The following is an 11,897-nucleotide window of genomic DNA, read 5'->3' on the forward strand; positions in this document are numbered from 1 at the left end:
CGCTCTGCCGGACGTCTCAAGCCTGCTGACGCGACGTCACCCGCGGGTTCACGCCCCGGCCACCCGCAGGGCGGCCGCCGCTGCGCCCACCAACCCGGCGTCGGTGGCCAGTTCCGCCGGGCGGACCCGCAGGCCGCGCACGTAGCTCAGCGTCGCGTACTGCGCCAACTGCACCCGCAGCGGCCCGAACAGCAGCTCCCCCGCCTGGGCGACGCCGCCGCCGATCACCACCACGTCCAGCTCGACCAGGGTCGCGGTCGCCGCGATGCCGGCCGCCAGCGCCTGCCCGGCCCGGCCGAAGGCGGCCAGCGCCCGCGGGTCGCCCGCCCGGGCCGCGACCGCCACCGCGGCGGCGCCCTGCCCGTCGGCCGGATCCGGCCGCCAGCCCGCCGCACGCGCGTGCCGGTCGATCGCCGTGCCGCTGGCCAGGCCCTCCAGGCAGCCGCGCCCGCCGCACGGGCAGGGGTCGCCGTCCAGGTCGACGCTGATGTGGCCGATGTGGCCGGCGTTGCCGGAGGGGCCCGGGTAGAGCGAGCCGCCCAGCACCAGGCCACCGCCGACACCGGTGGAGACCACCATGCAGAGCGCGTTGTCGAAGCCGCGGGCCGCGCCGAGCCAGTGTTCGGCGGCGGTCATCGCGACGCCGTCGCCGGTCAGCACCACCGGCCGTCCGCCGGCCAGTTCGCGCACCCGTGCCACGACCGGGAAGTCGCGCCAGCCGGGGATGTTCACCGGGCTGACGGTCCCGTGGACCGCGTCCACCGGCCCGGCGCTGCCGAGGCCCACCAGCGCCACCCGCGCCCAGTCCGGTCCCCCGGCCAGCTCGGCCAGCACCGCGGCGACCACGCCGAGAACCACCTCGCCGTCCGCCTTCGCGGGCGTCGGCCGCTCGGTGCGCCGGTGCAGCACGCCGTCGTGCGCGCCCACCAGTGCGCCGGCGATCTTGGTCCCGCCGATGTCGATCGCCGCCACCAGCGCCTGACCGCTCTTCATCCGCCCGCCTCCAGCTCCGTCGTCTCCGGCCGCCGACCCTACCCGCCCCCACCGCACGGGCCCGCCCCGCCGCGTCGGCACCCGCCGCCACCAGCGCCTGGACACCGCGAGCCGGTCCGACGGACAATCAGTTCCATGACCTCTCCCGAGCACCGGACCAGCACGGTGCCACCCTCCTGGCCGGCCCGGCTCTCCGAGGCCGAACGGGAGCAGGCGCTGGCCGTACTCCGCGACGGCGCGGGGGACGGCCGGCTCTCGCACGACACCTTCATGCACCGGATGGAGCTCGTCCTCGCCGCCCGCAGCCGGGCCGAGCTCAAGGCCGTGCTGGCCGACCTGCCCGCCGACGGGCCGCTCGCGCGCCTGGCGCTGCGCACGGTCGGCCGGCTCTCGGCCTTCGCCGTCCGGCTGCGCGGCGCCTGGCGCGCCGAGCGCCTGCCGGGCCTGACGCTCCCCCAACTCGGCCCGCAGGCCCTGCTGATCGGCCGCGCCCCCGGCAGCGACCTGCGGCTGGCCGACTCCTCGGTCTCCCGCTCGCACGCCGAGCTGCGCCGCGAGGCGGACGGCTGGGTGCTCCATGACCTCGGCTCCACCAACGGAACCCACGTCAACGGCCACCGGGTGACCGGCTCGGTCACCGTCCACCCCGGCGACCAGGTCGCCTTCGGAGGCCTCGCCTTCCGGCTGACCGGGTGCTGACCCCTCACCCCTCCAGCAGGCGCTTCTTCAGCACCTTGCCCAGCGCGTTGCGCGGCAGTTCGTCGACCAGGACCACCCGGCGCGGGCGCTTGTGGACGGAGAGCCGCTCGGCCACGAAGGCGGTCAACTGCTCGCCCGTCACCGGGCCGTCGGGGATCACGAAGGCCACCACCAGCTGGCCGAGGTCCGCGTCCGGGGCGCCGACCACGGCGGCGTCCGCGACGGCGGGGTGGTCGCGCAGGGCGGCCTCGACCTCGCCGGCGCCGATCTTGTAGCCGCCGCTCTTGATCACGTCCACCGAGGCGCGGCCGACGATGCGGTGGAAGCCGTCGGGGCCGATGGTGGCGACGTCGCCGGTGCGGAACCAGCCGTCGGACGTCCAGGCCTCCGCGTTCGCCTCCGGACGGCCGAGGTAGCCGTCGAACAAGGTCGGTCCGGCGACCTGGAGTTCGCCCAGGCTCTCGCCGTCCGAGGGGACGGCCGAGCCGCCGTCCTCGCCGACCAGCCGGGTGCGCACGCCGTCCACCGGCAGCCCGACGCTGCCGGGCCGGCGCTCCCCGGCGGCCCGGGTGCTGAGCGTGATCAGCGTCTCGGTCATGCCGTAGCGCTCGATCGGCGCCTGCCCGGTGACGGCGGCCAGCCGCTCGAAGACCGGGACGGGCAGCGGCGCGCTGCCCGAGACCAGCAGCCGGGCGCCGCCCAGCGCGCGGGCCGACGCCTCGTCGGCGGCGATCCGGGACCAGACGGTGGGGACGCCGAAGTACAGCGTGCCCTGGGCCTCGGCGTAGCCGGCCGGGGTCGGCCGGCCCGTGTGCACCAGCTTGCTCCCGGTGCGCAACGCGCCGAGCACGCCCAGCACCAGGCCGTGCACGTGGAACAGCGGCAGCCCGTGCACCAGGGTGTCCTCCGACGTCCACTCCCAGGCCGCCGCCAGCGCGTCCAGGCCCGCGGCCAGCGCACCGGGCGAGAGCTGGACGCCCTTGGGCGGCCCGGTGGTCCCGGAGGTGTAGAGCACCAGCCCGGCCCGCTCGCCGGACGGCTCGGGGTGGCGCGAGGTGGTGCTCTCGGCGAGGTCCACCGGCAGCGCCGCCACGGCCCCGGCCGGTTCGTCCGGCGCCCCGGCCAGCAGGTCGGCTCCGGAGTCGCGCAGGATGTGGTCGCGCTCGACGGGCCCCGCGTCGGGCGCGAGCGGGACGACCGGTACGCCGGCCAGCAGCCCGCCGACCAGCGCCACCACGGTCTCCAGCGTCGGCCGGGCCACCACCGCGAGCGCCGAGGCACCCGCGGCCCGCCCGGCCACCACCGAGGCCGCCCCGAGCAACTGCTCGCGGGAGAGCGTCCGTCCGTCGATCCGCAGCGCGTCGGCACTGTCGCCGAACCCGCCCTGAAGTGCCGTCAAGAGTTCCACGGGGGCACTCTACGACCCACCACAACGCCGCAGGGCGCGACCCTTCCGTAAGTAAGAAGGATCACGCCCTGCGGTGCGGAGGCGGTGCTCAGCCCTTGCGCGCCTTGACCTCGGCGGTCAGCTGCGGCAGGACCTCGAACAGGTCGCCGACCACGCCGTAGTCGACCAGCTCGAAGATCGGCGCCTCGGCGTCCTTGTTGATCGCGACGATCGTCTTCGAGGTCTGCATGCCGGCCCGGTGCTGGATCGCGCCGGAGATGCCCGCCGCGACGTACAGCTGCGGGGAGACCTGCTTGCCGGTCTGGCCGACCTGGTTGCTGTGCGGGTACCAGCCGGCGTCGACGGCGGCACGCGAGGCACCGACGGCCGCGCCGAGCGAGTCGGCCAGCTCCTCGACGACGCGGAAGCCCGACGCCTCGCCGACGCCACGGCCGCCGGAGACCACGATGGCGGCCTCGGTCAGCTCGGGGCGGCCCGAGGAGACCCGCGGGGTGCGCGAGGTGACCTTGGCGGCGTTGCCGGTGAACGCGACGGTGACGTTCTCGACCGCGCCGGCGGCCGCGACGGCCTCCGGGGCGACGGCGTTCGGCTTGACGGTGATGACCGGGGCGCCGTGCGACACCTTGGACTTCACCTGGAAGGACGCGGCGAACACCGACTGGGTGGCGACCGGACCGCCGTCGCCGGCCTCCAGGTCGACGGCGTCGGTGATGATGCCGGAGCCCAGGCGGAGCGCGACACGGGCCGCGATCTCCTTGCCCTCGCCGGACGAGGTGACCAGCACCGCGGCGGCGTCGGCCGCCTTGGCGATCTGGGTCAGCGCGTCCACCTTCGGGACCACCAGGTAGTCGGCGAACTCGGCGCCGTCGGCGACGTACACCTTGGCAGCGCCGAACTCGGCCACCTTGGCGGCGATGTCGGCGGCAGCGGCGCCGGCGCCGAGGACGACCGCCGAGGGCTCGCCGACGCGGCGGGCCAGGGTCAGCAGTTCGAGGGCGGGCTTGCGGACCACACCGTCGGCGTGGTCCACGAGAACCAGGATTTCAGCCATGATTCGTTACTCCTGATTGAACGTGAGGTCCGGACGGCGGGTCAGATGAACTTCTGGTCGGCGAGGTAGCCCGCGAGCTGCTTGCCGCCCTCGCCCTCGTCCTTGACGATCGTGCCGGCGGTACGGGCCGGACGCTCGGTGACGGTCTCCACGGCGGTCCAGGAACCGCCCAGGCCGACCTCGTCCGCCTCGATGCCCAGGTCGTCCAGGTCGTAGGACTGAACCGGCTTCTTCTTGGCGGCCATGATGCCCTTGAAGGACGGGTAGCGAGCCTCGCCCGACTGGTCGGTGACCGAGACGACGGCCGGCAGCGCGGCCTCGACCAGCTCGGTCGCCGCGTCGCCGTCGCGGCGGCCCTTGACGGTGCCGTCCTCGACCGAGACCTCGGAGAGCAGGGTCACCTGCGGCAGGCCCAGGCGCTCGGCCAGCAGGGCCGGCAGCACGCCCATGGTGCCGTCGGTGGAGGCCATACCGCAGATGACCAGGTCGAACCCGGTCTTCTCCAGGGCCTTGGCGACGATCGCGGAGGTACCGATCACGTCGGTGCCGTGGATGTCCTCGTCGTTCACGTGGACTGCCTTGTCGGCACCCATCGACAGCGCCTTCTTCAGCGCGTCCTTGGCGTCGTCCGGGCCGACGGTGAGGACGGTCACCTCGGCGTCGCCCGAGGCCTCGGCGATGCGGAGCGCCTGCTCCACGCCGTACTCGTCCAGCTCCGACAGCAGGCCGTCGACGGCCTCCCGGTCGGTGGTGTGGTCGTCCGCGAAGCGACGGTCACCGGTCGCGTCGGGCACGTACTTCACACAGACAACGATCCTCAAGCTCACGGCCTGTCTCCTGTACTGGTCTCGTCCGGCGGCTGCGGCGGTGCAACGTACGGGAACGCACGCAGGCGCCACCCGCTTCGGACAGCGCATTCCTGCTGCCCGACCGGCACTTCCGGCAGCATACTCGGCAGTATCCTGCTCTGGTTACTCGTCAGTATCTAAATACCGGTCGCCCACATCTTCCCGCAATAACCGGGCGCTCTACCGCCTGATCATTGTGACGAAGCTCTCGGCCGGACCGGCCCCGCAACCCACCGGGAAACCGCTGCTCAGAACGCCTGCGCCAGGGCGGCGAGGACGTCGGCCCGGCGGGGCTGCCCGGAGGCCCGGCGCACCACCCTGCCGGAGGCGTCCAGCACCAGCACGGTCGGGGTGCGTTGGATGTCGAGCCGGCGGACCAGCTCGAGGCGCTGCTCGGCGTCTATCTCCACATGCCCGACACCCTCGACCATCCCCGCGACGTCCGCCAGGATCCGGCGGGTCGCCCGGCAGGGCTGGCAGAAGGCGGTGGAGAACTGGACGAGGGTCGCCCGCTCCCCCAGCCCGGCCCCCTCGCCCAGATCGGCGGCGGACAGCAGCACGGCGTCATCCCTCCCGCACGCCCACGGCGCGCACAGCCCGGTCATACCGACCAGTGTGCGGCACGGTCCGCCCCGCGCCGGGCCACCGCGTCGCGCCGTCGCCGCGCGGCACTACGCACCACACATCAACGCGCGGCGCGATAGCACCACTGCCTCCCTCGCGCAGCCCGGGTGGCCGGGATGTGACGACCGTCTCCCCACCCCGAGGTCCGCCCAGGTGACAGATGGCACCCGTTCGGGGGACGATCGTCGGAGAATCACCCGTGGCAGCCGCGGCGTGCCGCGCCCCGAGCCCGGTCCACCACGAGCCTGCGGGTGCCGCCGCACCGGGCTCGCGCCCGTGGGAAGAAGTAGGGCTGATCGTGGCAGAGTTCGTGTACCCGCCGGTGATTCGAACCGCGATGACCGTCTTTCGTGCGCTCGACATCAAGATCAAGATTATCGGCGCGGAGAATGTCCCGGCCACGGGTGGGGCCGTCCTGGTCAGCAATCACATCAGCTATCTCGACTTCCTCTTCGCGGGCCTCGGCACGGTGAAGGGCGCCAAGCGCAAGACCCGCTTCATGGCCAAGGACGACGTCTTCAAGCACCGGATCTCCGGCCCGCTGATGCGCGGCATGAAGCACATCCCGGTCGACCGGACGGACGGCCAGCCCGCGTACGAGGCGGCGGTGCGCGCGCTGCGAGCGGGCGAGGTGGTCGGCGTCTTCCCCGAGGCCACCATTTCCCGTTCCTTCACACTGAAGAAGTTCAAGACCGGTGCGGCCCGGATGGCCGCCGACTCCGGCACGCCGCTGCTCCCGGTGATCCTCTGGGGCACCCAGCAGCTCTGGACCAAGGGCCGGCCCAAGACCCTCACCAAGCGGCACGTGCCGGTCATCATCATGATCGGCGAGCCGATCCACCTGCAGCCCGGCGACAAGCCGGTGATGGTCACCCGGCGCCTGCGAGCCGCGATGACCGAGATGCTCGACCGGGCCCAGCAGATGTACCCGGCCCAGCCGACCGGGCCGGACGACACCTGGTGGATGCCGGCCCATCTCGGCGGCACCGCGCCCACCCTGGAGGTCGCGGAGGCCGAGGACGAGCAGGAGGCGGCGGCCAAGGCCGCCCGCCGCGCAGCGGCAGCCGAGGCCGCGGGCCACAACTGACCCTCCTCGCACCACATCTGACACCGCGCACGCCTGACATCGAGCGCGCCTGACACCGAGCCCCGGACGGTAGCCGCCGTCCGGGGCTTCTGTGTAGCCGGACCGTGCCGCACCCGCGCGAATCGGCCAACGTCCTTGCCCAGGTGGGCGATCCGGGAACCGCATCGGATCAGCCCGGACAGCCGGTTTCCAAGCGGGCACAGACGGTAACCCTGGCCGAAAACCTACCTATCGGGCGTGAATATGCCAATGACATTTTCGTAGCAATGGACCTCCCTCGGTAGCCTTCCGTGTCGTGACTGCGACTCGGCGTAGCAGTCGCCGCGTGCCCCACACGCCCTCCGACCAGCCGCTGTGACCTCCGAAGGAGCCCGTGTGCCGGGTATCGACGAATGCCTGTCCCAGGCGATGACGATTGCCGGTGCGCGAGGTGTGAGCCTCATCGACTGGAGCAGTGGCCTGACGCTCGGGGCGTCCGGTCACAGTCCCACCGGCGATCACGAGGCGACGGCGGCGGAGGCGACCGACCTGGTCCGCGCGGCGGCCGACAGCCCCACCTTCGCCGACCCGGACGATGCCGGCACGCCCGTGCGGGACATCATCGTCACCTCCGACCGCAGCTACCACCTGCTCTGTTTCGTCGGGACGGTCTTCGACAGCAGGCTCGCCCTCCACCTCTGGCTCGACCGGGCCGAAGGGAACCTGGCGACCGCGCGGTTCCGTCTGCAGGCCATCGCGGAGGAGCTGGTGCTGGGATGAGCGGCGTCAGAGGAGCGCGGATCGAGGCGCCGGGTGCGACGCTCGGGATGCCGTTGGTGCAACACGGTGCGCCGCTGGGCGAACTGCTCGGCCGGCCGCTGGGCGAGACCGTCGAGCGGCTGGCCGACCGGCGCGCCACCGGCGCGCTGCGCTGCACCAGCGGCTCGGTCTACCTGGAGGCGGGCGTCGTCGTGCACGCCGAGAGCGAGTTCGCGACCGGCCTGGACGCCCTGCTGACCCGCTGTGGCCGGATACCGCCGGACGCCTGGCGGGCCTCCCTGCGGGCCTTCGGCGCGGAACACCGGGTCGGCCGGATGCTGGTCGAGCAGGGCCACCTGACCCAGGGCGAGCTGGAGCTCTGCCACCTGGGCGCACTGCACGACGCCGCGTTCTTCACCCTGGGCGCGCGGTCGATGGTCGCCTCCTTCGAACCCGGCGTGCGGCACTGGCTCGGCCCGGTGAGCGGGGTGAGCGCGCGGCTGCTGCGGCGCGAGGCCGTTCGGCGGCGGGACCTGCTGGAGCGGATCTGGCCCTGCCCGCAGGTCGACACCGCACCGGTGGCGCCGGGCCCGGCGGCCGGGCGCCGACGGGTGCGGACCAGCCTGCGCCAGCGCGAGTTGCTGCACCACGCCGACGGCCGAAGAACCCCGGCGGACCTCGCCCGGCTGCTGGGCCGCTCCGCCTTCTCGACGACGGTCGAGGTACGCCGGCTGGCCGCCGCCGGAATCGTCGCCACCCCGCCGTCAGACGCGCTGCGGCCGGGCGCCGTAGCGTCCGACGCCCTGGCGCCCGGTGCCCTGGCGCCCGATGTCCCGTGCCCGGACGAGCCGCTGCTCCCGACCACCCTCGCCGGACTCCAGCGACGCACCCCGGGCGCCGCCCTGCGACGCCCGTCCGACGACTTGGCCGGCGCGACCGTCACCGCCTGTCCGCCGAACGCGGCGGCCCACCCGCTGTCCGCCCACGACCCGGACATCGCTCTGCTGAACCGGGTCAGAATCGCACTGGAGGCTCGACTTTGACTTCCTCTCCGTCCGCGGCCACCTCCTCATGGCCATGAGGAGGGCGCTGAAGCAGCGCACCGGAAGGAGGCAACTGATCGCCCTGGAAACCGAGTTGCTGGCCGAGCTCCGCGCTCTCAAGAACCGGGTGCCCCATCTGGCGGGTGGTCTGGTGGCCAGCATGGACGGCCTGTTGATCGCCCATGACACCCACGACACCGAACCCGAAGGCCTGGCCGCGATGACCGCCGCGTCACTCGGCCTGGCCCAACGCCTGGCCGACGCCACCGGCCAGGGGGACTTCCGCGAGTCCCTGGTCCGCGGCGTGAACGGCTATGTCGCCACGTACGCGGCGGGCACCGTCTGCGTGCTCACGGTGCTCGCCCACCCGGACGTCAACGTCGGCCGCCTGCACCTGGAGTCCCGACGCTCCGCCGAACGGATCGGCCTGATGTTGGCGGGCCCGACTCCCCGACCCCTTCCCCATGACGACCAATCAGCATGACTCCGCACACCTTTGACCGAGAAGACAAGGACTGAAAACCATGGCAGATGTGGACACGACGCTCCGACTCGCGATGACCACGGTGGAAGGGGCCATCGGCGCCGCACTGGTGGACTACGGCAGCGGAATGGCCCTGGGAACCGTCGACGGCCCGGGCGGGCTGGACCTGACGGTCGCCGCGGCCGGCAACACCGACGTCGTACGCGCGAAGATGCGCACGATGGAAATGCTCGGACTGAATGACGGCATCGAGGACATCCTGATCACCCTGAGCAGCCAATATCACATGATCAGGCCGCTGACCGGACGCTCCGGAAAGGGCCTCTTCATCTATCTGGCCCTCGACAAGCGCCGCGCGAACCTCGCCATGGCGCGCCACCAGCTGGCCCGCATCGAGGCCGACCTGGAGGTCTGACCAGCCGGCAGCTGTCAGCTGGCAGGCCGGTGGCTCGGTGGCCCGGAGAGACGCCCCAGTTCTCTCCGGGCCACCGGGCTGCCGGCTGTCGTGGAAGCGGTCCGGAAAAGGTCCGGAAACGCAGGTAACCCCCACCCGATTTCTCGGATGGGGGTTACCTGGAATGATTGTTCGGCGGCGTCCTACTCTCCCACAGGGTCCCCCCTGCAGTACCATCGGCGCTGTGAGGCTTAGCTTCCGGGTTCGGAATGTAACCGGGCGTTTCCCTCACGCTATGACCACCGAAACACTATGAAACTGTCAACCGCACCACCCCATGGCCACAGGGTGGGGTCGTTGTTTCAGAACAACACAGTGGACGCGAGCAACTGAGGACAAGCCCTCGGCCTATTAGTACCGGTCAGCTCCACCCATTACTGGGCTTCCACATCCGGCCTATCAACCCAGTCGTCTACTGGGAGCCTTACCCTCTCAAGGAGGTGGGAATACTCATCTCGAAGCAGGCTTCCCGCTTAGATGCTTTCAGCGGTTATCCCTCCCGAACGTAGCCAACCAGCCATGCCCTTGGCAGGACAACTGGCACACCAGAGGTTCGTCCGTCCCGGTCCTCTCGTACTAGGGACAGCCCTTCTCAATATTCCTACGCGCACAGCGGATAGGGACCGAACTGTCTCACGACGTTCTAAACCCAGCTCGCGTACCGCTTTAATGGGCGAACAGCCCAACCCTTGGGACCTACTCCAGCCCCAGGATGCGACGAGCCGACATCGAGGTGCCAAACCATCCCGTCGATATGGACTCTTGGGGAAGATCAGCCTGTTATCCCCGGGGTACCTTTTATCCGTTGAGCGACGGCGCTTCCACAAGCCACCGCCGGATCACTAGTCCCTGCTTTCGCACCTGCTCGACCCGTCGGTCTCACAGTCAAGCTCCCTTGTGCACTTACACTCAACACCTGATTGCCAACCAGGCTGAGGGAACCTTTGGGCGCCTCCGTTACTCTTTAGGAGGCAACCGCCCCAGTTAAACTACCCACCAGACACTGTCCCTGATCCGGATCACGGACCTAGGTTAGACATCCAGCACGACCAGAGTGGTATTTCAACGTCGACTCCACGACAACTGGCGTTGCCGCTTCACAGTCTCCCACCTATCCTACACAAGCCGAACCGAACACCAATATCAAGCTATAGTAAAGGTCCCGGGGTCTTTCCGTCCTGCTGCGCGAAACGAGCATCTTTACTCGTAATGCAATTTCACCGGGCCTATGGTTGAGACAGTCGAGAAGTCGTTACGCCATTCGTGCAGGTCGGAACTTACCCGACAAGGAATTTCGCTACCTTAGGATGGTTATAGTTACCACCGCCGTTTACTGGCGCTTAAGTTCTCAGCTTCGCCTAGTCGAAACTAGACTAACCGGTCCCCTTAACGTTCCAGCACCGGGCAGGCGTCAGTCCGTATACATCGCCTTACGGCTTCGCACGGACCTGTGTTTTTAGTAAACAGTCGCTTCTCGCTGGTCTCTGCGGCCACCCCCAGCTCAGGAAGTAAATCCCATCACCAGGTGTGGCCCCCCTTCTCCCGAAGTTACGGGGGCATTTTGCCGAGTTCCTTAACCATAGTTCACCCGAACGCCTCGGTATTCTCTACCTGACCACCTGAGTCGGTTTGGGGTACGGGCCGCCATGAAACTCGCTAGAGGCTTTTCTCGACAGCATAGGATCATCCACTTCACCACAATCGGCTCGGCATCAGGTCTCAGCCTCAATGAGTGACGGATTTGCCTATCACTCGGCCTACACCCTTACCCCGGGACAACCACCGCCCGGGCTGGACTACCTTCCTGCGTCACCCCATCGCTCACCTACTACCCTGTTGGGTCAGCGGCTCCACCACGTCCCTTCGTCCGAAGACTCCAGGCCGGCTTCGCGGCTTTAGCATTCAGAGGTTCGACGTTGGCGCTTCAAAGCGGGTACGGGAATATCAACCCGCTGTCCATCGACTACGCCTGTCGGCCTCGCCTTAGGTCCCGACTTACCCTGGGCAGATCAGCTTGACCCAGGAACCCTTGGTCAATCGGCGCAAGAGTTTCCCACTCTTGTATCGCTACTCATGCCTGCATTCTCACTCGTGAACCGTCCACAACTGGATTCCTCCGCTGCTTCACCCGGCACACGACGCTCCCCTACCCATCACAGCAGGCGTTGGCCCTTCATGCTGCAATGACACGACTTCGGTGGTGTGCTTGAGCCCCGCTACATTGTCGGCGCGGAATCACTTGACCAGTGAGCTATTACGCACTCTTTCAAGGATGGCTGCTTCTAAGCCAACCTCCTGGTTGTCTGTGCGACTCCACATCCTTTCCCACTTAGCACACGCTTAGGGACCTTAGTCGGTGTTCTGGGCTGTTTCCCTCTCGACCATGGAGCTTATCCCCCACAGTCTCACTGCCACGCTCTCACTTACCGGCATTCGGAGTTTGGCTAAGGTCAGTAACCGGTGAGGCC

General features: G+C 69.8%; 11 protein-coding genes and 2 rRNA genes. 6 read left to right on the forward strand and 7 right to left on the reverse strand.

Translation table 11 applies throughout. The features are described from left to right. Positions 1–48: 48 nt before the first annotated feature. Positions 49–993 carry an ROK family protein gene (locus tag BS80_RS37460; RefSeq protein ID WP_051965873.1) on the reverse strand — a complete coding sequence of 315 codons (945 nt, stop codon included), beginning with the start codon at positions 991–993 and terminating at the stop codon, positions 49–51. Positions 994–1,128: 135 nt separating this feature from the next. Between BS80_RS37460 and BS80_RS04080 the strand changes: the two genes are divergently transcribed. Next, positions 1,129–1,692, forward strand: coding sequence for a DUF1707 and FHA domain-containing protein (locus BS80_RS04080; RefSeq protein ID WP_035792617.1), 564 nt, complete (start codon positions 1,129–1,131; stop codon positions 1,690–1,692). Positions 1,693–1,696: 4 nt separating this feature from the next. Here BS80_RS04080 and BS80_RS04085 read toward each other — a convergent pair whose 3' ends face one another. From BS80_RS04085 to BS80_RS04100, 4 genes are all read right to left on the reverse strand, one after another. After that, the gene (locus tag BS80_RS04085; RefSeq protein ID WP_035792619.1) at positions 1,697–3,100 is read right to left on the reverse strand and encodes an acyl-CoA synthetase; all 1,404 of its coding nucleotides are present in this window, start codon (positions 3,098–3,100) and stop codon (positions 1,697–1,699) included. Between the two features lie 88 nt (positions 3,101–3,188). Next, positions 3,189–4,151 (reverse strand): electron transfer flavoprotein subunit alpha/FixB family protein, encoded by a 963-nt coding sequence (locus BS80_RS04090; RefSeq protein ID WP_035792622.1) that lies wholly within the window; start codon positions 4,149–4,151, stop codon positions 3,189–3,191. A gap of 41 nt (positions 4,152–4,192) precedes the next feature. Then, positions 4,193–4,978: an electron transfer flavoprotein subunit beta/FixA family protein gene (locus BS80_RS04095; protein WP_063771876.1), complete on the reverse strand. Its 786-nt coding sequence runs from the start codon at positions 4,976–4,978 to the stop codon at positions 4,193–4,195. 269 nt (positions 4,979–5,247) lie between these two features. Beyond that, complete coding sequence (locus BS80_RS04100) at positions 5,248–5,604, reverse strand: TlpA family protein disulfide reductase (RefSeq protein ID WP_035792627.1); 357 nt, start codon at positions 5,602–5,604, stop codon at positions 5,248–5,250. A 317-nt stretch (positions 5,605–5,921) separates the two neighbouring features. Here BS80_RS04100 and BS80_RS04105 point away from each other — a divergent pair, with 317 nt between their 5' ends. From BS80_RS04105 to BS80_RS04125, 5 genes are all read left to right on the forward strand, one after another. After that, positions 5,922–6,710, forward strand: coding sequence for a lysophospholipid acyltransferase family protein (locus BS80_RS04105; RefSeq protein WP_051965875.1), 789 nt, complete (start codon positions 5,922–5,924; stop codon positions 6,708–6,710). Between the two features lie 375 nt (positions 6,711–7,085). Then, positions 7,086–7,469 carry a hypothetical protein gene (locus tag BS80_RS04110; protein ID WP_035792630.1) on the forward strand — a complete coding sequence of 128 codons (384 nt, stop codon included), beginning with the start codon at positions 7,086–7,088 and terminating at the stop codon, positions 7,467–7,469. Then, positions 7,466–8,491: a DUF4388 domain-containing protein gene (locus BS80_RS04115; RefSeq protein WP_157535858.1), complete on the forward strand. Its 1,026-nt coding sequence runs from the start codon at positions 7,466–7,468 to the stop codon at positions 8,489–8,491. The genes BS80_RS04110 and BS80_RS04115 overlap by 4 nt, the downstream gene beginning before the upstream one ends. A gap of 34 nt (positions 8,492–8,525) precedes the next feature. Continuing rightward, the gene (locus BS80_RS04120) at positions 8,526–8,975 is read left to right on the forward strand and encodes a roadblock/LC7 domain-containing protein (RefSeq protein ID WP_051965972.1); all 450 of its coding nucleotides are present in this window, start codon (positions 8,526–8,528) and stop codon (positions 8,973–8,975) included. A 40-nt stretch (positions 8,976–9,015) separates the two neighbouring features. Next, positions 9,016–9,390, forward strand: a complete 375-nt coding sequence (locus tag BS80_RS04125; RefSeq protein ID WP_035792633.1) for a hypothetical protein — start codon at positions 9,016–9,018, stop codon at positions 9,388–9,390. 169 nt (positions 9,391–9,559) lie between these two features. On the opposite strand, the gene rrf is transcribed toward BS80_RS04125, so the two are convergent. Next, a 5S ribosomal RNA gene (gene rrf, locus BS80_RS04130) occupies positions 9,560–9,676 on the reverse strand. An 84-nt stretch (positions 9,677–9,760) separates the two neighbouring features. Further along, positions 9,761–11,897: ribosomal RNA gene (locus BS80_RS04135) — 23S ribosomal RNA — on the reverse strand; the annotation flags it as partial.

Origin of the sequence: Kitasatospora mediocidica KCTC 9733, from assembly GCF_000744225.1 — a bacterium.
GTDB classification, from domain to species: Bacteria; Actinomycetota; Actinomycetes; order Streptomycetales; family Streptomycetaceae; genus Kitasatospora; species Kitasatospora mediocidica.